The organism is Burkholderia sp. Bp8994, assembly GCF_003853805.1.
Taxonomy (GTDB): domain Bacteria; phylum Pseudomonadota; class Gammaproteobacteria; order Burkholderiales; family Burkholderiaceae; genus Burkholderia.
Window position 1 is genome coordinate 101,610 of the sequence record NZ_QTQH01000014.1, and the last position, 20,625, is coordinate 122,234.

A 20,625-nucleotide genomic window follows, 5' to 3' on the forward strand; every position below is an offset into this window, starting at 1 on the left:
AGAAAAGCGGGCCTGTCGGGCGGGCTTTCCTGTGGATGCAATTTCGGTCGAAGCACCGGCCCGCAATGCGCGGACGGACTTCTTGCGAAATCGAATAGACAGAGATTGAATGTTGAAACAGGCGACATGATAGCACGATGACAGACGATCGTGCAAATTGCCCGGAATCCCCCGTCTGGCGGCGGTTCCGGCGGGGTCGGCTCCGGTATGATCGGCGGCGCGCGGCGGGGTCGCGCGGGCCTGCCGGATGGGGCCGAATTTGCGAGGAACCGGATGACCGAACTGATCAGGATTGCGGCGTTGTTCGCTGTCACTGCACTGGCCGAGATCGTCGGCTGCTACCTGCCGTGGCTCGTGCTGAAAGGGGGAAGGCCTGTCTGGCTGCTGGTGCCGGCCGCGCTGTCGCTCGCGTTGTTCGCGTGGCTGCTGACGCTGCACCCGAGCGCGGCGGGGCGCACGTATGCGGCGTACGGCGGCGTGTATATCGCGGTGGCGCTGATCTGGCTGCGGGCAGTCGACGGCATCGCGCTGACCCGCTGGGATGTGGCGGGTGCGATGCTCGCGCTCGGCGGGATGGCCGTCATCGCACTGCAGCCGCGCGCTTGAGCGCGGCTGCAGGCACGGCTTCGGCGCGTGAGGCGCCGCGTCAGGCGGCTTCGGCGGCGTCCGCGTCGGCGGACTTGCGCCATACGCAGGCGCCCTTGACCGACTTGTCGAGTTCGTCGAGCTGGGCCTGGTGAGCGGCCAGTTCGTCGTCGCTCGCCGCGAGCACCGGCAGGTCGAGCGATGCGAGCGCCACGCGCTGGCCGTTCGCCGCGCCGCCGTCGGCGCCTGTGTCGTCGAGCATGTCGATCACGAGGCTGTCCTGGCCGCGCGTCATCGCGAGATAGACTTCGGCGAGCAGTTCCGAGTCGAGCAGTGCGCCGTGCAGCGTGCGGTGCGCGTTGCTGATGCCGAACCGGTCGCACAGCGCGTCGAGCGAATTGCGCTTGCCCGGGAACATCTGCTTGGCCTGCACGAGCGTGTCGATCACGCCGCCGCAATGCTCGGTGAACGGCGGCAGGTCGAGCCGCGCGAATTCTGCGTCGAGGAACCCGAGGTCGAACGGCGCGTTATGGATGATCAGCTCGGCGTCCTTCACGAAGTCGCGGATCTGGTCGACGACTTCCGCGAACTTCGGCTTGTCGCTCAGGAATTCGGTCGTGAGGCCGTGCACGGCCAGCGCGCCCGGATCGCTGTCGCGCTCGGGGTTCACATAGATGTGCAGGTTGTTGCCGGTGAGCCGCCGGTTCAGCAGCTCGACGCAGCCGATTTCGATCAGGCGGTCGCCCGTGCGGGGGTTCAGGCCGGTGGTTTCGGTATCGAGAATGATCTGGCGCATGTCGGATAAATCGGGAAAGACGGTAGGGCGGCCTGCGTTCAGGCTGCGATTCAGGCCGCGAGCGATGCGACGCCGCGGTTCGCGAGCGCGTCCGCGCGTTCGTTTTCGGGATGGCCCGCATGGCCCTTCACCCAGCGCCACTCGACCTCGTGCTGCACGACGAGTGCGTCGAGCCGCTTCCACAGGTCGGCGTTCTTCACCGGGGTTTTCGCCGCGGTGACCCAGCCCTTCTTCTTCCAGCCGTGGATCCACTCGCTGATGCCTTTCTGCACGTACTGCGAGTCGGTATGGACGATCACGCGGCACGGCCGCTTCAGCGCCTCGAGCGCGGCGATCACGCCCATCAGCTCCATGCGGTTGTTGGTCGTGTTGGGCTCGCCGCCGAACAGTTCCTTTTCGCGGTCGCCGTAGCGCAGCAGTGCGCCCCAGCCGCCGGGGCCGGGGTTGCCCTTGCAGGCGCCGTCGGTATAGATGTCGATGGTGTCGGTGGTCATGAGTGTTCTTGATGGGTGGTCGGGGTGGCCGCCGGCGTCAGGCCCGGCGCGAGCACGGGCTTCTTCATTTTGATCGGGCCGACGAGACGCATGCCGCGCACGCGCTTGACGGCGGTGATCATGTAGACGGCGCCGAAGATCGGCCACCAGCGGTCGCCGGCGGCTTCCATGAAGCCGTAGCGGGCAAGCCATTTGTCGGTGACGAGCGGCGGCCGGTAGCAGCCGAAGCGGCCGCGCTCGAGATCGAAGCCGAGCAGCTTGATCCAGTCCTTGAGCCGGATGAACGCGATCTGGTCGCGTGCGGCCGGCACGAACGGGCGGTTGGCCATGCGCCCGAACGACTGCCGCATGCCCCACAGGCTCAGCGAATTGAAGCCGGTGATCACGAGCTGGCCTTCCGGCATCAGCACGCGTTCGGCCTCGCGCAGCAGGCGGTGCGGGTCGGACGTGAATTCGAGCGTATGCGGCATCACGATCAGGTCGACGCTTTGCGACTCGAACGGCAGGTCGAGCAGGTCGCACCAGGTCGTGCTGCGGTCGGCCGGCGCATGCTCGGGCGCATGCGCCTCGCGCGCCCACGGATACTGGTAGGGCGCGCTCGCGCCGCTCGCCGGGTCGAGCACGAGGCCGCGATACGGCATGCGGTTCTCGCGCAGCGCGTCGAGCTGCGGCAGGCCGAGCTGCAGCGCGTGAAACCCGAAGACGTCGGACACGATCCGGTCGAGCTGCGCCTGCTCCCAGTCCAGCACGTAGCGGCCGGGTGGCGAGTCGGTCCAGGCGGGCCAGTCTATAATTTGACGATCGGACATAACGATGATTGCGTGCCCATGAACGAGCTGGAATATGTGCCGGTGCCGGCATTCGAAGACAACTATATCTGGCTCGTCTCGGACGGCCGCGATGCGATCGCCGTCGATCCGGGTGAAGCCGCGCCGGTACGCCGTGTTCTTGCCGAACGCGGCTGGCGCTTGACCGCTATTTTACTCACGCACCATCACGCCGACCACGTCGGCGGTGTCGCGGCGCTGCGCGATGGCCAACCGGACGATGTGCCGCTGGTCGTTTATGGCCCGGCGGAAGAATCGATCGACGTGGTCACGCGCCCGCTCGCGGGCGGCGATCGCGTGACGCTCGGCGCACCGGCGCTTGCGTTCGACGTGCTCGACGTGCCGGGTCATACGCGCGGCCACATCGCCTATTTCCAGGCGGCCGGGCAGGGCGCGGCCACGCCTCACGTGTTCTGCGGAGATACACTGTTCTCATGCGGTTGCGGCCGGCTGTTCGAGGGCACGCCCGCGCAGATGCTCGCGTCGCTCGACGCGCTCGCGGCGCTGCCCGGCGACACGCGCGTGCATTGCGCACACGAATACACGCTGTCGAACATCCGCTTCGCGCTCGCGTGCGAGCCGGGCAATACGGCGCTCGCCGCCTGGCGCGACGATGCGCAGGCGCTGCGCGCGCGCGGCGTGCCGACGCTGCCCACGACGATCGCGCACGAACGTGCCGTCAACCCGTTCATGCGGTCGGACAGCGCGGCCATCCATGCGACGCTCGAGGCCGAGCTGCACGAAACGGTGCCGGATCGACTGGCGGCATTCACGCTGATGCGCGAGTGGAAAAACCGGTTCCGATGACGATTTCGGGAGGACTCCAAACCTCAGGTAGCGTCTGTAAAAATTGCTGCAAATGTAGGATTTCGCTGAGTTTTCGGTGTTTTTATTGACGTGAAGCACGCACTTCCGTAGTATCGCCAGCAATTTCCAGCCGTCGGAAGCCGAGATTTTCATGCGACTTATATTGAGTGCGATGGTGGTCCTGCTGCTCGCCGCTTGCGCGAGCCAGGCCCCTGTCGCCAACAACGCCGCCGATTCGCAGGCGACGTCCAACTACCTCCGTAAATCAGCCACCGCCAAAGAAACTGTCGACGTCGACAAGCAATCCGTCGGCGACCTGACCAGTGCGGACTCCGATCTCTGGGGCCGTATTCGCCGCGGCTTCCAGATGCCCGACCTGCAGAGCGACCTCGTCGACATGCAGACGACCTGGTACACGCAACGTCCCGATTACGTGCAGCGCATGACCGAGCGCTCGCAGAAGTACCTCTATCACATCGTCGAGGAGCTCGAGGCGCGCCACATGCCGACCGAGCTCGCGCTGCTGCCGTTCATCGAATCCGCGTTCAACCCGCAGGCGCTGTCGGTCGCGAAGGCGGCCGGCATGTGGCAGTTCATGCCGGGCACGGGCCGCACGTACAACCTGAAGCGCAACATGTGGCAGGACGAGCGTCGCGACGTGCTCGCGTCGACGAGCGCCGCGCTCGACTACCTGTCGCGCCTGCATGACATGTTCGGCGACTGGTATCTCGCACTGGCCGCGTACAACTGGGGCGAAGGCAACGTGCAGCGCGCGATCGCGCGCAACCAGGCGGCCGGCCTGCCGACCGACTACCAGAGCCTGCGGATGCCGAACGAGACGCGCAACTACGTGCCGAAGCTGCAGGCGGTGAAGAACATCATCGCGAATCCGCAGCAGTTCGGCCTGACGCTGCCGGAGATCCCCAACCACCCGTATTTCGTGACGGTCACGACGGCGCGCGACATCGACGTGGCGGTGGCCGCGAAGCTCGCGAATCTGTCGCTCGACGAGTTCCGCTCGCTGAACCCGTCGTTCGCGAAGCCGGTGATCCTCGGCGCGACCGAGCCGCAGATCCTGCTGCCGTTCGACAACGCGGCGGCGTTCGAGAAGAACCTGAAGGCCTACAACGGCCAGTTGTCGACGTGGACCACCTATACGGTGAGCGAGCGCGCGCGCCCGGCCGCGATCGCCGAGAAGATCGGCGTGGACGCCGACACGCTGATGTCGGTCAACAAGATTCCGGCCGGCATGCGCCTGAAGCCGGGCTCGACGATCGTCGTGCCGCGCGGCGATGACGACGACGAGGACATCAGCGCGGACGTCGCGGAAAACGGCGTGCTCGCGATGGAGCCCGACGTGCCCGACACGCGCAAGATGCTGATCCGCGTGCGCCGCAAGCAGTCGATGGCGGCGATCGCCGGCCGCTACGGCGTGTCGGTCGCGCAGCTGAAGGCATGGAACCGCACGCATCGCGATCTCGCGATGCCGGGCCAGGCGCTCGTGCTGCACGTGCCGGTCGGCCGCGCGGTGCCGGCCGAGCCGGGGCCGGAGCGGATCGCGACGTCGACCGCCGGCGCGCATATCGAGCGCGCGAGCCTGTCCGTCGGCGGCAAGTCGCGCGGCGCGAAGCACGGTGCCGCGAAGCCAGCGGCCCGTGCGGCCAAGGCCGCGCCCGCGAAGGCTGCACCGAAGGCCGCTGCGCACAAGGGCAAGAAGTAACGCGGCCGCGATCGCGGCGCGGCGGCCCGACCGGGCCGCGCGATTGCGTTATCATCCGACGAAACGCGTAGCAACGCCGTCACCGAGGTGACGGCGTTTTCGTTTGTGCGCGGCAGCGCGGCCGCCGCTGCGCGCAGTCACAAGGAGAAGCGATGTCGTCGGTGCAGGTGAGGGTGCTCGCGCTGTTTGCGATCGGATATTTCGTGTCGTACGTGTTCCGCGGCGTCAATCTCGGCTTCGCGCCGTTCGTCACGCACGAGCTCGGGCTGTCGGCCGCCGATCTCGGGCTGCTCACCAGTCTCTATTTCCTCGGCTTCGCCGGCGCGCAGATTCCGGCCGGCGTGCTGCTCGACCATTTCGGCCCGCGCCGCGTGGCGGCCGGGATGCTGCTGTTCGCGGCCGCCGGCGCCGCCGTGTTCGGTATCGCGCACGATCTCGGCACGATGATGGTCGGCCGGCTCCTGATCGGTGTCGGCGTATCGGTGTGTCTCGGCGCGGCGTTCAAGGCGCTCGCGCAGCATTTTCCGGTCGGCCGGCTTCCGCTCGTCAACGGTCTCGTGATGGCGGTCGGCGGCCTGGGTGGTGTCGCGGTCGGCTCGCCGCTGACTTGGCTGCTCGGCGTGACGAGCTGGCGCGTGATCTGCGGCGGCCTCGCGGTGCTGACGATCGTCGTCGCGGCCGCGATCGGCCTCGGTGCGCCGGAAGCCGAGCGGCCGCGTCAGCAGGGCGGGATCGTCAGCCAGTTCAAGGGCACGTGGCACATCCTGGGCAGCCGTGCGTTCTGGAAGATTTCGTCGTTCTCGATCGTCACGCAGGGCGTGTTCTATGCGATGCAGTCGCTGTGGGTCGGCCCGTACCTGCGCGACGTCGCGGGGTTCGATGCGCAGCACACCGCGCGGCTCGTGTCGGTGCTCGGCTTCGCGATGATGGCGGGCTGCGTCGGCTTCGGCGCGGCGGCGCGCGTGCTCGAGCGCCGCGGGGTGTCCGTCCAGGCATTTTGCGGCATCGGCATGGCGCTGTTCGTCGCCACGCAGGGCGCGATCGTCGCGCGCGTGCCGCTGCCGCCGGCCGTGCTGTGGGCGGCCTACGGGATGTTCGGCGGCGTCGGGATCCTGACCTACGCGGTGCTGGCCGGTCGCTTTCCGGCGCATCTGATCGGCCGCGCGAATACGACGCTGACGCTCGTGATCTTCGTGCTGATCTTTGCGTTCCAGATCGGCATCGGCGCGGTGCTGTCGCACTGGCCGGCCGTCGACGGCCATTACCCGGCCGCCGCGCACGTTACCGCATGGAGCGTGCTGCTCGCGCTGCAGCTCGCGAGCGCGGTCTGGTGCGTGTGGCCCGCGCGCAGCGTTGGCAAGCACGTTGATCCGGCGGTACGCTGACGGGTAGGGCGGCTGCGGAAACGGGGCCGCAGCAACGAGTGTCGTGCGCGACCGCGCGCCGTCACGCGCGCCGCATGCACGATCGGACGGCCATATCGATTGAAGATAAGGCCATTTTCGGGCTATAATTTGAAAGTTTGTGCTGATCAACCTCGCACCCTAGCGCCTACCTCACTCATCCCGTTCATCCGCCGCACGCCGCCTGTCGGGCGATGCCGCGAAGCCTCGTGCGCCACGCGCCGGGTTCGCGTCTCGACAACGCAGGTCGCGTCCAGCTAGCGATTCCGCGCGCCTACGCAGCGCGGCGCTCGCGCGGCAGGGTAAACAGGTCGGCAGCAGGGTGTTCCCCAAGGAGCCTCCCGTGTTGCCGTCTTTTTCTCCCGCCTTGCTTGCACTCGCCGACGGCACGGTCTTTCGTGGTTATTCGATCGGGGCCGAAGGCCACACGATCGGTGAAGTCGTGTTCAACACCGCGATTACCGGCTATCAGGAAATCCTGACCGATCCGAGCTACGCGCGTCAGATCGTCACGCTCACCTACCCGCATATCGGCAACGTCGGCGTCAACGCCGAAGACGTCGAAGCCACGAAAGTCCATGCCGCCGGCCTGATCATCCGTGATCTGCCGACGCTCGCATCGAACTTCCGCATGGACCGCACGCTCGGCGATTACCTGCGCGACGAAGGCGTCGTCGCGATCGCCGGCATCGATACCCGCAAGCTGACCCGGATCCTGCGCGACAAGGGCGCGCAGAGCGGCTGCATCCTGGCCGGCTCGGACGACGAGGCGAAGGCGATCGAGCTCGCGCGCTCGTTCGCGGGCCTCGCGGGCATGGATCTCGCGAAGGTCGTATCGACCACCAAGCCGTTCGAGTGGAAGCAGACCGAATGGCGCCTCGGCAGCGGCTACGGCATGCAGGAAGCGCCGAAGTACCGCGTCGTCGCGTATGACTTCGGCGTCAAGTACAACATCCTGCGCATGCTCGCGGAGCGCGGCTGCCACGTGACGGTGCTGCCGGCACAAGCGAGCGCGGAAGATGCGCTCGCGCTGAATCCGGACGGCATCTTCCTGTCGAACGGCCCCGGCGATCCGGAACCGTGCGACTACGCGATCGCGGCCACGAAGCAGTTCATCGAGCGTGGCGTGCCGACCTTCGGCATCTGCCTCGGCCACCAGATCATGGGCCTCGCGGTCGGCGCGAAGACGCTCAAGATGAAGACGGGCCACCACGGTGCGAACCACCCGGTGAAGGATCTCGGCGACGGTCGCGTGGTGATCACGTCGCAGAACCACGGCTTCGCGGTCGACGCGGATTCGCTGCCGGCCAACGCACGCGTGACGCACGTGTCGCTGTTCGACGGCACGCTGCAGGGCTTCGAGCTGACCGACAAGCCGGCATTCTGCTTCCAGGGCCACCCGGAAGCGTCGCCCGGCCCGCACGACATCGGCTATCTGTTCGACCGTTTCACCGCACTGATGGACGCGGCGAAGCAGCGCAACGCCTGACGCAACAGAAGCAACCGAAGAACGGGAGATTCGCATCATGTTCGGCCACGCACTCGGCATCACGGATATCTGGACCTACGTGTTCGGCGTGATCTTCATCATCCTGCTGCCGGGGCCGAACTCGATGTACGTGCTGTCGCTCGCGGCGCAGCGCGGCGTGAAGGCCGGCTATCGCGCGGCCTGCGGCGTGTTCGTCGGCGATACGGTGCTGATGGTGCTGTCCGCCGCGGGCGTCGCGTCGCTCCTGAAGGCGAACCCGCTGCTGTTCTCCGTCGTCAAGTACGGCGGCGCCGCGTATCTGCTCTACATCGGCTCCGGCATGCTGCGCAGCGCGTGGCAGAAGCTGCGCGCGCGCAGCGATGCCCCGGCTGACGCACCGCAGGCGGTCGACGGCGAGCGGCCGTTCCGCAAGGCGCTGATCGTGAGCCTCCTGAATCCGAAGGCGATCCTGTTCTTCATCTCGTTCTTCATCCAGTTCGTCGACCCGGCATTCCCGCATCCCGCGCTGTCGTTCGTCGTGCTCGGGGCGATCGCGCAATGCGCGAGCTTCCTGTACCTGAGCACGCTGATCTTCGCGGGCGCACGGCTCGCCGAGCATTTCCGCCGCCGCCGCAGGCTCGCGGCGGGCGCGGCGAGCAGCGTGGGCGGCCTGTTCATCGGTTTCTCGGTGAAGCTCGCGCTCGCCACCATGAGCTGAGCGCGGCCTGCCGACCGACGACAACGCCACGACAAAGATTACTTACTGAATTCACAAGCCATGCCAAAACGCACAGACATCAAAAGCATCCTCATCATCGGCGCCGGCCCGATCATCATCGGCCAGGCTTGCGAGTTCGACTATTCGGGCGCGCAGGCTTGCAAGGCGCTGCGTGAAGAGGGCTACAAGGTCGTCCTCGTGAACAGCAACCCGGCGACGATCATGACCGACCCGAACACGGCCGACGTCACGTACATCGAGCCGATCACGTGGGAAGTGGTCGCACGCATCATCGAGAAGGAGCGCCCGGACGCGATCCTGCCGACGATGGGCGGCCAGACCGCGCTGAACTGCGCGCTCGACCTGCACCACCACGGCGTGCTCGAGAAGTTCGGCGTCGAGCTGATCGGCGCGTCGCCGGAAGCGATCGACAAGGCGGAAGACCGCCAGAAATTCAAGGAAGCGATGACCAAGATCGGTCTCGGTTCCGCGAAGTCGGGCATCGCGCACTCGATGGAAGAAGCGACCCAGGTGCACGCCGAGATCATGGTCGGCACCGGCGGCAGCGGTTACCCGGTCGTGATCCGTCCGTCGTTCACGCTCGGCGGCTCGGGCGGCGGCATCGCATACAACCGCGAAGAATTCGAAGAGATCTGCAAGCGCGGCCTCGACCTGTCGCCGACGCGCGAACTGCTGATCGAGGAATCGCTGCTCGGCTGGAAGGAATACGAGATGGAAGTCGTGCGCGACCGCGCCGACAACTGCATCATCGTGTGCTCGATCGAGAACCTCGACCCGATGGGCGTGCACACCGGCGACTCGATCACGGTCGCGCCGGCGCAGACGCTCACCGACAAGGAATACCAGATCCTGCGTAACGCATCGCTCGCGGTGCTGCGCGAGATCGGCGTCGACACGGGCGGCTCGAACGTGCAGTTCTCGATCAACCCGAAGGACGGCCGCATGGTCGTCATCGAGATGAACCCGCGCGTGTCGCGTTCGTCGGCGCTCGCGTCGAAGGCAACCGGCTTCCCGATCGCGAAGGTCGCGGCGAAGCTGGCGGTCGGCTACACGCTCGACGAGCTGAAGAACGAAATCACCGGCGGCCAGACGCCGGCGTCGTTCGAGCCGACGATCGACTACGTCGTCACGAAGATCCCGCGTTTCGCGTTCGAGAAGTTCCGCGAAGCCGATTCGCGCCTGACCACGCAGATGAAGTCGGTCGGTGAAGTGATGGCGATCGGCCGCACGTTCCAGGAATCGTTCCAGAAGGCGCTGCGCGGCCTCGAAGTCGGCGTCGACGGTCTCGACGAGAAGTCGACCGACCGCGACGAGATCGCGATCGAGATCCACGAGCCGGGCCCGGACCGCATCTGGTACGTCGGCGATGCGTTCCGCATCGGCATGACGGCCGAGGAAATCTTCGCGGAAACCGCGATCGACCCGTGGTTCCTCGAGCAGATCGAGCAGATCATCCTGAAGGAAAAGGCGCTCGCGGGCCGCACGCTCGCGTCGCTGACGTTCGACGAGTTGCGCTTCCTGAAGCAGAGCGGCTTCTCCGACCGCCGCCTCGCGAAGCTGCTCGGCGCGACGCCGGAAGACGTCCGTCGCCGCCGCATCGAACTGAACGTGCGCCCGGTCTACAAGCGCGTCGACACCTGCGCGGCCGAGTTCGCGACCAAGACGGCCTACATGTACTCGACCTATGAGGAAGAGTGCGAGGCGCAGCCGACCACCAACAAGAAGATCATGGTGCTGGGCGGCGGCCCGAACCGGATCGGCCAGGGCATCGAGTTCGACTACTGCTGCGTGCACGCGGCCCTCGCGATGCGCGAGGACGGCTACGAAACGATCATGGTCAACTGCAACCCGGAAACGGTGTCGACCGACTACGACACGTCCGACCGCCTGTACTTCGAGCCGCTGACGCTGGAAGACGTGCTCGAGATCGTCGACAAGGAAAAGCCGGTCGGCGTGATCGTCCAGTACGGCGGCCAGACGCCGCTGAAGCTCGCGCTCGACCTCGAGGCGCACGGCGTGCCGATCGTCGGCACGTCGCCGGACATGATCGACGCGGCCGAAGACCGCGAACGCTTCCAGAAGCTGCTGCAGGACCTCGGCCTGCGCCAGCCGCCGAACCGCACCGCGCGCGCCGAAGACGAAGCGCTCGCGCTGGCGGCCGAAATCGGCTACCCGCTCGTCGTGCGTCCGTCGTACGTGCTGGGCGGCCGCGCGATGGAAATCGTCCACGAGCCGCGCGACCTCGAGCGCTACATGCGCGAGGCCGTGAAGGTGTCGAACGATTCGCCGGTGCTGCTCGACCGCTTCCTGAACGACGCGATCGAATGCGACGTCGACTGCATCTGCGACGGCGAATCGGTGTTCATCGGCGGCGTGATGGAGCACATCGAGCAGGCGGGCGTCCACTCGGGCGACTCGGCATGCTCGCTGCCGCCGTACTCGCTGTCGAAGGAAACCGTGGCCGAGCTGAAGCGCCAGACGGGTGCGATGGCGAAGGCGCTGAACGTGGTCGGCCTGATGAACGTGCAGTTCGCGATCCAGCAGGTGCCGCAGGCGGACGGTTCGAAGCAGGACATCATCTACGTGCTCGAAGTGAACCCGCGCGCGTCGCGCACGGTGCCGTACGTGTCGAAGGCGACCAGCCTGCCGCTCGCGAAGATCGCGGCGCGCGCGATGGTCGGCCAGAAGCTCGCGCAGCAGGGCGTGACGAAGGAAGTCGAGCCGCCGTACTTCAGCGTGAAGGAAGCGGTGTTCCCGTTCGTCAAGTTCCCGACCGTCGATCCGGTCCTCGGGCCTGAAATGCGTTCGACCGGCGAAGTGATGGGCGTCGGCCAGACCTTCGGCGAAGCGCTGTTCAAGTCGCAGCTCGCGGCCGGTTCGCGCCTGCCGGAGTCGGGCACGGTGCTGCTCACCGTGATGGATGCCGACAAGCCGAAGGCGGTCGAAGTCGCGCGCATGCTGCACGACCTCGGCTACCCGATCGTCGCGACCAAGGGCACGGCTGCCGCGATCGAAGCGGCCGGCGTGCCGGTGAAGGTCGTGAACAAGGTGAAGGACGGCCGTCCGCACATCGTCGACATGATCAAGAACGGCGAGATCGCACTCGTGTTCACGACGGTCGACGAGACGCGCCAGGCGATCGCCGATTCGCGTTCGATCCGCATGAGCGCGCAGGCGCACAAGGTCACGTACTACACGACGATGTCCGGCGCGCGCGCGGCCGTCGAAGGCCTGCGCTACCTGAAGGATCTGGAAGTCTATGATTTACAAGGTCTTCACGCTCGCCTAAACTAAGCAGTCAGTTACCTGTCGAAGCAACACGTGCCGCGATTAAGCGGTGTTTCCGGTTCACCGGAAATACGTTTAATCGCGGTGATTTTTTTTATAGCCGTTTTTAGCGATTGAGCCGTTTATGAGCACCATTCCGTTGACAAAGCGTGGCGCAGAGCAACTGCGCGATGAATTGCAGCGCCTCAAGTCCGTCGAGCGGCCGGCCGTGATCAACGCGATCGCGGAGGCTCGCGCACAGGGCGATCTGTCCGAAAACGCCGAATACGACGCTGCGAAAGAAAAACAGGGCTTCATCGAGGGTCGCATCGCGGAAATCGAATCGAAGCTGTCGGCCGCGCAGGTCATCGATCCCACCGTGCTCGACGCCGAAGGCCGCGTGGTCTTCGCATCGACGGTCGAACTCGAGGATCTCGAGTCCGGCGACACCGTCAAGTACCAGATCGTCGGCGACGACGAAGCCGATATCGATCACGGCCTGATCTCGGTCAGCTCGCCGATCGCGCGCGCGCTGATCGGCAAGTCCGAAGGCGACGTCGCGGCCGTGCAGGCGCCGAGCGGCGTGCGCGAGTACGAAATCATCTCGGTCAGCTATATCTGAAGCGGGGCGACGTGATGCCGCATCGCGTGTTCCGTCTGCTGTCGGCCGTGTGGGTCGGCAGCCTGCTGACGATCGGGTATGCGGTCGCGCCCGTGCTGTTCCGGACGCTGGAGCGGATGACGGCCGGCTCGGTCGCCGCCCAGCTGTTCCGCATCGAGGCGATCCTCGGTGTGGTATGCGGCGTGCTGCTGCTCGCGCTGTCGAACCAGCAGGTGCGGCGCGGCAGCGGCGATTATCGTCGCGTGCGCTGGATCGTCGCGGCGATGGTCGCGTGCGTGCTGGTCGGGTATTTTGCGTTGCAGCCGTTCATGAACGCGCTGCGGGTGGCCGCGATGGAGGCGGGCACCGATATCGCGAACTCGCCGTATGCGAGCCGCTTCGGGATGCTGCACGGCGTCTCGAGCCTGTTCTATCTCGTCGAGAGCGTGCTGGGGCTGATGCTGATCTGGCGTCTGCCGGCGCAAGACGCCTGAATGGCCTGAGCGCCGCGCGGGCAACGCGGCACGGGGTGCCCCGTGCCGCGCGGCGGGATTACTTGCCCTGGTGCGGCCGCTTCGTGCTGGCCTGACGCTTTTTCGCGCGCTTCACCGTGCCGCCTGCCGTCACGCGCTCGTTGCCGCGCACCGTGACCTTCACCGGCCGCGGACGGCGCACCGGGCTCGCGTTCGGCGACACCTTGACGACCTTGACGGTGCGCGGTGCACGGCCTTTCTTGTCGTCGACGGCTTCGGCCGCGCTCGGCAGCGCGCCGGCACGACGGCCGCGGGCCGGGGCCGTCACGGCAGCCTCGGGCTTCCAGATCACCAGCAGCTTGCCGATGTGCTGGATCGGCGCCGCGTTCAGGCGGTCGCAGATCTCGTCGTAAATGGCGACGCGCTCGTCGCGCTCGTCACCGAACACACGGATCTTGATCAACTGGTGCGCAGCGAGGTGCACCTTGATTTCCTTCAGCACGGCGTCGGTGAGCCCTTCGGCGCCGATCAGCACGACGGGCTTGAGCGCATGGGCCTGGGAGCGCAGCGCGGAGCGCTCGGCGGGGGAAAGCGAAAGGGCGGGCATGGAAATGTCGAAATCTAAATAGGGGCGCGCTGCGTCAGAAGCGAATCGCGGGAAGTTACCGCATCAGCCGCGCGCCGAAACCACGTAAAATCGCGGCTTGGGCCCGGAAGGGGCCGCAGCCGCGCGAAGAAGACGCGTATTATCCGCCAAAAGCACGGCTTCACGAAGCAAATAGCAGCAATCTCTCTCTCGAATGGCAAAAAACCGCTTTAACCAGCACTGGCTGCACGACCACATCAACGACCCGTACGTCAAAATGGCGCAGCGGGAGGGCTATCGCGCGCGCGCCGCGTACAAGCTGAAGGAAATCGACGAGCAGGACAAGCTGATCCGTCCGGGCCAGGTGATCGTCGACCTCGGCGCGACGCCGGGCAGCTGGAGCCAGTATGCCCGCAACAAGCTCGCGCAGGGCAAGAAGCGCGACGCGGAGCGCGAAGGCGGCATCGACGGCACGATCGTGGCGCTCGACATCCTGCCGATGGAGCCGATCGCCGACGTCCACTTCCTGCAGGGCGATTTCCGCGAGGACGACGTCCTCCACCGGCTCGAAGAAGTGCTCGAAGGTCGCGCGGTGGACCTTGTTATTTCCGACATGGCCCCCAACCTCTCCGGCGTGGCCTCGGCGGACGCGGCGCGCATCGAGCATCTGTGCGATCTGGCGCTCGAATTCGCGCAGAATCATCTGAAGCCGGACGGTGCGCTGCTCGTGAAGTGCTTTCACGGCAGCGGCTACAGCCAGATCGTCGAAAAGTTCAAACAGCAGTTTAAGACTGTCGCGCCGCGCAAGCCGAAGGCGTCCCGCGACAAATCGTCCGAAACGTTCATTTTGGGTCGGCATCTGAAGCATCCGCGCTGACGCGCAGCGGCGTGCCGCAAACGGGCTCCGGCCCTTGCCAGACAAGCGAAGCGCTATCGCGGCGGTTGTCAATCCTTATGGCAGGGGTGGTCGGACTGGATTAGAATGACCGAGGAGCGCCGCAAGGAAAATGTAGGCGCTCGTCTACGAGTGAAGGAGTGGTGCTTTGAACAACAATATGTTTTCGAAGGCAGCAGTGTGGCTGGTGATCGCACTGGTGCTGTTTACGGTGTTCAAGCAGTTCGACAAGCCCCGCGTCCAGGAAGGTGTGTCCTATTCGCAGTTCATGGACGACGCCAAGAACGGCAAGGTCAAGAACGTCATCGTTCAGGGGCGCAACCTCACCGTCACTCCGGCTGATGGCCAGAAATACCAGATCGTGTCGCCCGGCGACATCTGGATGGTCGGCGATCTGATGAAGTACGGCGTGCAGGTCAGCGGCAAGGCCGACGACGAGCCGAACGCGCTGATGTCCGCGCTGTACTACCTCGGGCCGACGATCCTGATCATCGTGTTCTGGTTCTACATGATGAGGCAGATGCAGGGAGGCGGCAAAGGCGGCGCATTCTCGTTCGGGAAATCGCGCGCGCGGCTGATCGACGAGAACAACAACGCGGTGAACTTCTCCGACGTCGCGGGCTGCGACGAAGCGAAGGAGGAAGTGTCCGAGCTCGTCGACTTCCTGCGCGACCCGCAGAAATTCCAGAAGCTGGGCGGTCGCATTCCGCGCGGCGTGCTGCTCGTCGGCCCTCCGGGTACCGGCAAGACGCTGCTGGCCCGCGCGATCGCCGGTGAAGCGAAGGTGCCGTTCTTCAGCATCTCGGGCTCCGATTTCGTCGAAATGTTCGTCGGCGTCGGCGCGGCCCGTGTGCGCGACATGTTCGAGCAGGCGAAGAAGCACGCGCCGTGCATCGTGTTCATCGACGAAATCGACGCGGTCGGCCGTCATCGCGGCGCCGGCATGGGCGGCGGCAACGACGAGCGCGAGCAGACGCTGAACCAGATGCTGGTCGAGATGGACGGCTTCGAAGCGAACTCGGGCGTGATCGTGATCGCCGCGACCAACCGTTCCGACGTGCTCGACAAGGCGCTGCTGCGTCCGGGTCGTTTCGACCGCCAGGTCTATGTCGGCCTGCCGGACATCCGCGGCCGCGAGCAGATCATGCGCGTGCACCTGCGCAAGGTGCCGATCGCGAACGACGTCGACGCAGCGGTCATCGCGCGCGGCACGCCGGGCTTCTCGGGCGCCGATCTCGCGAACCTCGTGAACGAAGCGGCGCTGTTCGCCGCCCGCCGCGGCAAGCGCATCGTCGAGATGCAGGATTTCGAGGACGCGAAGGACAAGATCTTCATGGGTCCGGAGCGCAAGTCGGCGGTGATTCGCGAGGAAGCGAAGCGCGCCACGGCTTACCACGAGTCGGGCCACGCGGTGATCGCGAAGCTGCTGCCGAAGGCCGATCCGGTACACAAGGTCACGATCATCCCGCGCGGTCGCGCGCTGGGCGTCACGTGGCAGCTGCCGGAGCATGACAACGAGACGTATTCGAAGGATTACCTGCTCGACCGCCTGGCGATCCTGTTCGGCGGCCGCGTGGCCGAGGAGCTGTTCCTGAACCTGATCAGCACCGGCGCGTCGGACGACTTCAACAAGGCCACGCAGACGGCACGCGCGATGGTGGCCCGTTTCGGCATGACCGACGCGCTCGGGCCGATGGTCTACGTCGACGACGAGAGCGACAACGGCCCGTTCGGCCGAGGCTTCACGCGCACGATCTCGGAAGCGACGCAGCAGAAGGTCGACGGCGAAATCCGCCGCGTGCTCGACGAACAGTACGGCCTTGCACGCCGCCTGCTTGAAGAGAACCGCGACAAGGTGGAGGCAATGACGGCCGCGCTGATGGAGTGGGAAACGATCGACGCCGATCAGATCAACGACATCATGGAAGGGCGTCCGCCGCGCTCGCCGAAGAGTTCGCCGGCTGTCGGCGGCGATTCGTCGGGCGGCGGCACCACCGCCGAAGTGAAGCCCGGCAACGCGCCGGCGCCTGCTTCGCCGGCCTGACCTTCGCCGTAGCACCGTTCACGGGCTGGTGTGGCTTCACACCGGCCCGTTTTGCATTCATCAACGCCTCCCGCCCGTGCCCGATTCCGCTGTTTCAGCATCCATTCCAGCGCCGCTGCAGTGCGGCCGTTTCTCCCTGACGTTCGAGCGCCCGCTCGTGATGGGCATTCTGAACGCCACCCCCGATTCGTTCTCCGACGGCGGCCGCTTCCTCGCGCGCGACGATGCGCTGCGCCAGGCCGAGCGGATGATCGCCGAAGGCGTCGACCTGATCGACATCGGTGGCGAGTCGACACGCCCCGGCGCGCCGCCCGTGCCGCTCGACGAGGAACTCGCGCGCGTGATCCCGCTGGTCGAAGCGTTGCGGCCGCTGAACGTGCCGCTGTCGATCGACACCTACAAGCCGGCCGTGATGCGCGCGGCGCTCGCTGCCGGCGCGGACCTGATCAACGACATCTGGGGTTTCCGTCAGCCGGGCGCGATCGATGCGGTGCGCGAGGGTAACAGCGGGCTGTGCGCGATGCACATGCTCGGCGAGCCGCAGACGATGCAGGTCGGCGAGCCCGATTACGGCGACGTCGTGAGCGACGTGCGCGATTTTCTCGCCGCGCGCGCGCAGGCGCTGCGCGACGCGGGCGTCGCGCCGCAACGGATCTGCGTCGATCCGGGCTTCGGGTTCGGCAAGGCGGTGGTCGACGACAACTACGCGCTGCTGGCCGCGTTGCCGGACACGGCGCCGGCGCGGCCCGACGGGCGCGCGTATCCGATTCTCGCGGGCATGTCGCGCAAGTCGATGCTCGGCGCGGTGATCGGCGGCAAGCCGCCGATGGAACGCGTCGCGGCGAGCGTGGCGGCCGCGTTGTGCGCGCTCGAGCGTGGAGCTGCGATCGTGCGCGTGCACGACGTCGCGGCGACGGTCGATGCGTTGAAGGTCTGGAACGCCGTGCGCGAAGCCGCGCGGCAACGATAAGTCAGAAATCAGAAAGACGAAGGAGGAAGGTTCGCCATGGGACGTCGATATTTCGGCACGGACGGCATTCGCGGCACGGTGGGCGAGGCGCCCATCACGCCTGATTTCGTGTTGCGTCTCGGCTATGCAGCCGGCAAGGTACTGGCCGGTGCGGCCGACGTCGCGGCCGGTGCACGGCCGACGGTACTGATCGGCAAGGACACGCGCGTGTCGGGCTACATGCTCGAGGCCGCGCTCGAGGCCGGCTTCTCGGCGGCCGGCGTCGACGTGATGCTGGCCGGCCCGATGCCGACGCCGGGCGTCGCGTATCTCACGCGCGCGCTGCGCCTGTCGGCCGGCGTCGTGATCAGCGCATCGCACAACCCGTACCAGGACAACGGGATCAAGTTCTTCTCCGCCGACGGCAACAAGCTGCCCGACGAAACGGAAGCCGAAATCGAGGCATGGCTCGACAAGCCGCTCGAATGCGCATCGTCGGACCGGCTCGGCAAGGCGCGCCGCCTCGACGATGCGGCCGGCCGCTACATCGAGTTCTGCAAGAGCACGTTCCCGGCCGCCTACGATCTGCGCGGGCTGAAGCTCGTGATCGATTGCGCGCACGGCGCCGCGTACCAGATCGCGCCGCACGTGTTCCACGAGCTCGGCGCGGACGTGATCCCGGTCGGCGTCGCGCCGAACGGCTTCAACATCAACGACGGGGTCGGCGCGACGGCGCCCGACGCGCTGATGCGCGCGGTGCGGGCGAACCATGCGGACCTCGGCATCGCGCTCGACGGCGATGCGGACCGCCTGCAGGTCGTCGATTCGACCGGCCGGCTGTACAACGGCGACGAGCTGCTCTACGTGCTCGTGAAGGACCGCATCGCGACCGTCGGCAAGGTCGACGGCGCGGTCGGCACACTGATGACGAACCTCGCGGTCGAAGTTGCGCTGCAGCGTGAGGGCGTCGAGTTCGTGCGCGCGGCGGTCGGCGACCGCTACGTGCTCGAACAGTTGCGCGAGCGCGGCTGGCAGCTCGGCGCGGAAGGCTCGGGCCACATCCTGTCGCTCGACCGCCACTCGACCGGCGACGGCATCGTGTCGGCGCTGCTCGTGCTGGCCGCGCTCAAGCGCAGCGGCCGCACGCTTGCGCAGATGCTCGACGGCGTCACGCTGTTCCCGCAGAAGCTGATCAACGTGCGGATGAAACCGGGTGCCGACTGGAAGGGCAACGCATCGATTCGCGCGGCGATCGACGCGGCCGAAGGCGCGCTGGCCGGTCACGGCCGCGTGCTGATCCGCGCGTCGGGCACGGAGCCCGTGCTGCGCGTGATGGTCGAGGCCCGGCATGCGGCCGACGCGACGCGTCACGCGGAAGCGATCGCCGACGCGGTGCGCGCGGCGACGGCCTGAACCGGCTCGGCGACGGCGCGCGACGGTCCGGCCGTGTGCGCGCCGCCGCCCCGGTGATTCGACATGCGGCGCCTGCGGGCGCCGCAATTCGTCAGACGCAAAGGTTTGCGCTATTAAACAGAAGGCGCTTTCGACGCGGATTTCATCTGATCAAAGAAATCCTCCGTCCCTGAATCGTGACAGCCGCGGCAAGGGGCTTTCCGGCCCGCGCGCGCTGCGATACGATCCGCTCGCAACCCGCATCGGCGGGCGCGGATCTGCCTCTTCCCGACCGGCAATTCTTGCCGCCAACCCCGCCACGCCGCGCTTGTGCTGCTGCCCGAACCGGGCCCGCTACACCCTTTCAACCAGTCATGTTACTGTCACGCCAGTTTCATCGATTGTCACATTATCGTCATGAGGAGCCCCTAACCTTCGCGGTGCCGTAGTCATCCGCTCACACACTGGAGGTCTCATGAAATTGATGCAAACCGCGATTGCCGGCCTGGCTGGCGCGCTTTTCGCAGTCGCCGCGCAAGCTGCCGACATCACGGGCGCAGGCAGCACGTTCGCGATGCCGATCTATACGAAATGGGCTGCGGACTACCAGCAGTCCGGCGGCGCGAAGGTGAACTACCAGGGTATCGGCTCGTCGGGCGGCCTGAAGCAGATCGTCGCGAAGACGGTCGATTTTGCCGGTTCGGACGCGCCGCTGAAGGATGACGAACTCGCGAAGGAAGGCCTGTTCCAGTTCCCGACGGTGGTCGGCGGCGTGGTGCCGGTGATCAACGTGCCGGGCGTGAAGGCTGGCGAACTGACGCTGTCGGGCCCGGTGCTCGGCGACATCTATCTCGGCAAGATCAAGAAGTGGAACGACCCGGCGATCGCCGCGCTGAACCCGAAGGTCAAGCTGCCGGATACGGACATCGCGGTCGTTCGCCGCGCTGACGGCTCGGGCACGAGCTTCATCTGGACGAACTACCTGTCGAAGGTCAACGACGAATGGAAGTCGAAGATCGGCGAAGGCACGACGGTCAACTGGCCGACGGGTACGGGCGGCAAGGGCAACGACGGCGTCGCGGCGTTCGTGCAGCGCCTGCCGGGCGCGATCGGCTACGTCGAGTGGGCGTACGCGAAGAAGAACAACATGATCTACACGGCCCTGAAGAACTCGACGGGCACGGTGGTCGAGCCGAAGACCGAAACGTTCAAGGCCGCTGCTGCAGGCGCGAACTGGTCGAAGTCGTTCTACCAGATCCTGACGAACCAGCCGGGCAAGGAAGCATGGCCGGTCGTCGGCGCGACGTTCGTGCTGCTGCACGCGAAGCAGGACAAGCCGGAGCAGGGCGCCGAAACGCTGAAGTTCTTCAGCTGGGCGTTCAAGAACGGCGAGAAGGCTGCCGACAGCCTCGACTACATCTCGCTGCCGGCATCGGTCGAGACGGAAATCCGCAAGCAGTGGAAGACGAAGGTGACGGACGCATCGGGCAAGCCGGTCGCCGCAGAGTAAGCCATCCAGCGGTTCGCTGCCCGGTCGTGCCGGCCGGGCAGTGTGTGCGGTAAGGCCGGGCGTTACGGC

General features: G+C 66.4%; 18 protein-coding genes. 14 read left to right on the plus strand and 4 right to left on the minus strand.

Annotation, left to right across the window (positions count from 1 at the left end):
• Window positions 1–273 precede the first annotated feature (273 nt).
• On the plus strand, window positions 274–606 hold the full coding sequence (locus DIE04_RS17180) for a YnfA family protein (protein ID WP_044844907.1): 333 nt from the start codon (window positions 274–276) through the stop codon (window positions 604–606).
• Window positions 607–646: 40 nt separating this feature from the next.
• Here the strand turns inward: DIE04_RS17180 and dnaQ are convergent, their stop codons facing one another.
• Genes dnaQ through DIE04_RS17195 form a run of 3 tightly spaced genes read right to left on the minus strand, consistent with a single transcriptional unit; the run spans window position 647 to window position 2,684 of the window.
• Entirely contained in the window at window positions 647–1,381 is a 735-nt protein-coding gene (dnaQ, locus tag DIE04_RS17185; RefSeq protein ID WP_124487575.1) for a DNA polymerase III subunit epsilon, read from the minus strand.
• Between the two features lie 50 nt (window positions 1,382–1,431).
• Entirely contained in the window at window positions 1,432–1,875 is a 444-nt protein-coding gene (gene rnhA / locus DIE04_RS17190) for a ribonuclease HI (RefSeq protein WP_124487576.1), read from the minus strand.
• Complete coding sequence (locus DIE04_RS17195; RefSeq protein WP_124487577.1) at window positions 1,872–2,684, minus strand: class I SAM-dependent methyltransferase; 813 nt, start codon at window positions 2,682–2,684, stop codon at window positions 1,872–1,874. Before DIE04_RS17195 ends, rnhA begins: the two co-directional genes overlap by 4 nt.
• Before the next feature lie 18 nt (window positions 2,685–2,702).
• On the opposite strand from DIE04_RS17195, the gene gloB reads away from it, so the two are divergent.
• The 8 genes from gloB (at window position 2,703) to DIE04_RS17240 (ending at window position 13,201) form a co-directional block, all read left to right on the plus strand.
• The gene (gene gloB, locus DIE04_RS17200) at window positions 2,703–3,509 is read left to right on the plus strand and encodes a hydroxyacylglutathione hydrolase (protein ID WP_124521313.1); all 807 of its coding nucleotides are present in this window, start codon (window positions 2,703–2,705) and stop codon (window positions 3,507–3,509) included.
• A gap of 151 nt (window positions 3,510–3,660) precedes the next feature.
• A complete protein-coding gene (locus tag DIE04_RS17205) occupies window positions 3,661–5,229 on the plus strand; it encodes a transglycosylase SLT domain-containing protein (protein ID WP_124487579.1) in 1,569 nt (522 codons plus the stop codon).
• 152 nt (window positions 5,230–5,381) lie between these two features.
• The gene (locus tag DIE04_RS17210; protein ID WP_124487580.1) at window positions 5,382–6,614 is read left to right on the plus strand and encodes a nitrate/nitrite transporter; all 1,233 of its coding nucleotides are present in this window, start codon (window positions 5,382–5,384) and stop codon (window positions 6,612–6,614) included.
• 361 nt (window positions 6,615–6,975) lie between these two features.
• Complete coding sequence (gene carA / locus DIE04_RS17220; RefSeq protein WP_044844900.1) at window positions 6,976–8,121, plus strand: glutamine-hydrolyzing carbamoyl-phosphate synthase small subunit; 1,146 nt, start codon at window positions 6,976–6,978, stop codon at window positions 8,119–8,121.
• Between the two features lie 37 nt (window positions 8,122–8,158).
• Entirely contained in the window at window positions 8,159–8,818 is a 660-nt protein-coding gene (gene leuE, locus DIE04_RS17225; RefSeq protein ID WP_124487581.1) for a leucine efflux protein LeuE, read from the plus strand.
• A gap of 60 nt (window positions 8,819–8,878) precedes the next feature.
• Window positions 8,879–12,133 (plus strand): carbamoyl-phosphate synthase large subunit, encoded by a 3,255-nt coding sequence (gene carB, locus DIE04_RS17230; protein WP_124492230.1) that lies wholly within the window; start codon window positions 8,879–8,881, stop codon window positions 12,131–12,133.
• 118 nt (window positions 12,134–12,251) lie between these two features.
• The gene (gene greA / locus DIE04_RS17235; protein WP_021163362.1) at window positions 12,252–12,728 is read left to right on the plus strand and encodes a transcription elongation factor GreA; all 477 of its coding nucleotides are present in this window, start codon (window positions 12,252–12,254) and stop codon (window positions 12,726–12,728) included.
• A gap of 14 nt (window positions 12,729–12,742) precedes the next feature.
• On the plus strand, window positions 12,743–13,201 hold the full coding sequence (locus DIE04_RS17240; RefSeq protein WP_044844897.1) for a DUF4149 domain-containing protein: 459 nt from the start codon (window positions 12,743–12,745) through the stop codon (window positions 13,199–13,201).
• 58 nt (window positions 13,202–13,259) lie between these two features.
• On the opposite strand, the gene DIE04_RS17245 is transcribed toward DIE04_RS17240, so the two are convergent.
• Window positions 13,260–13,787, minus strand: a complete 528-nt coding sequence (locus DIE04_RS17245; RefSeq protein WP_124487583.1) for a YhbY family RNA-binding protein — start codon at window positions 13,785–13,787, stop codon at window positions 13,260–13,262.
• Between the two features lie 193 nt (window positions 13,788–13,980).
• Between DIE04_RS17245 and DIE04_RS17250 the strand changes: the two genes are divergently transcribed.
• The 5 genes from DIE04_RS17250 to pstS all read left to right on the plus strand — a co-directional run bounded on the left by DIE04_RS17250 (window position 13,981) and on the right by pstS (window position 20,556).
• Window positions 13,981–14,643, plus strand: a complete 663-nt coding sequence (locus DIE04_RS17250; RefSeq protein WP_124487584.1) for an RlmE family RNA methyltransferase — start codon at window positions 13,981–13,983, stop codon at window positions 14,641–14,643.
• A 166-nt stretch (window positions 14,644–14,809) separates the two neighbouring features.
• On the plus strand, window positions 14,810–16,705 hold the full coding sequence (gene ftsH / locus DIE04_RS17255; protein WP_044844894.1) for an ATP-dependent zinc metalloprotease FtsH: 1,896 nt from the start codon (window positions 14,810–14,812) through the stop codon (window positions 16,703–16,705).
• Between the two features lie 28 nt (window positions 16,706–16,733).
• The gene (folP, locus tag DIE04_RS17260) at window positions 16,734–17,675 is read left to right on the plus strand and encodes a dihydropteroate synthase (RefSeq protein WP_124487585.1); all 942 of its coding nucleotides are present in this window, start codon (window positions 16,734–16,736) and stop codon (window positions 17,673–17,675) included.
• A gap of 36 nt (window positions 17,676–17,711) precedes the next feature.
• Window positions 17,712–19,067 carry a phosphoglucosamine mutase gene (glmM, locus tag DIE04_RS17265; protein ID WP_044844892.1) on the plus strand — a complete coding sequence of 452 codons (1,356 nt, stop codon included), beginning with the start codon at window positions 17,712–17,714 and terminating at the stop codon, window positions 19,065–19,067.
• A gap of 454 nt (window positions 19,068–19,521) precedes the next feature.
• On the plus strand, window positions 19,522–20,556 hold the full coding sequence (gene pstS / locus DIE04_RS17275) for a phosphate ABC transporter substrate-binding protein PstS (RefSeq protein WP_124487586.1): 1,035 nt from the start codon (window positions 19,522–19,524) through the stop codon (window positions 20,554–20,556).
• Window positions 20,557–20,625: the final 69 nt, after the last annotated feature.

Bases quoted from the DNA above. Each gene is read 5' to 3' on its own strand.
- DIE04_RS17180 (WP_044844907.1), top strand. From the start codon at position 274: ATGACCGAACTGATCAGGATTGCGGCGTTGTTCGCTGTCACTGCACTG.
- dnaQ (WP_124487575.1), bottom strand. From the start codon at position 1,381: ATGCGCCAGATCATTCTCGATACCGAAACCACCGGCCTGAACCCCCGC.
- rnhA (WP_124487576.1), bottom strand. From the start codon at position 1,875: ATGACCACCGACACCATCGACATCTATACCGACGGCGCCTGCAAGGGC.
- DIE04_RS17195 (WP_124487577.1), bottom strand. From the start codon at position 2,684: ATGTCCGATCGTCAAATTATAGACTGGCCCGCCTGGACCGACTCGCCA.
- gloB (WP_124521313.1), top strand. From the start codon at position 2,703: ATGAACGAGCTGGAATATGTGCCGGTGCCGGCATTCGAAGACAACTAT.
- DIE04_RS17205 (WP_124487579.1), top strand. From the start codon at position 3,661: ATGCGACTTATATTGAGTGCGATGGTGGTCCTGCTGCTCGCCGCTTGC.
- DIE04_RS17210 (WP_124487580.1), top strand. From the start codon at position 5,382: ATGTCGTCGGTGCAGGTGAGGGTGCTCGCGCTGTTTGCGATCGGATAT.
- leuE (WP_124487581.1), top strand. From the start codon at position 8,159: ATGTTCGGCCACGCACTCGGCATCACGGATATCTGGACCTACGTGTTC.
- carB (WP_124492230.1), top strand. From the start codon at position 8,879: ATGCCAAAACGCACAGACATCAAAAGCATCCTCATCATCGGCGCCGGC.
- greA (WP_021163362.1), top strand. From the start codon at position 12,252: ATGAGCACCATTCCGTTGACAAAGCGTGGCGCAGAGCAACTGCGCGAT.
- DIE04_RS17240 (WP_044844897.1), top strand. From the start codon at position 12,743: ATGCCGCATCGCGTGTTCCGTCTGCTGTCGGCCGTGTGGGTCGGCAGC.
- DIE04_RS17245 (WP_124487583.1), bottom strand. From the start codon at position 13,787: ATGCCCGCCCTTTCGCTTTCCCCCGCCGAGCGCTCCGCGCTGCGCTCC.
- DIE04_RS17250 (WP_124487584.1), top strand. From the start codon at position 13,981: ATGGCAAAAAACCGCTTTAACCAGCACTGGCTGCACGACCACATCAAC.
- glmM (WP_044844892.1), top strand. From the start codon at position 17,712: ATGGGACGTCGATATTTCGGCACGGACGGCATTCGCGGCACGGTGGGC.
- pstS (WP_124487586.1), top strand. From the start codon at position 19,522: ATGAAATTGATGCAAACCGCGATTGCCGGCCTGGCTGGCGCGCTTTTC.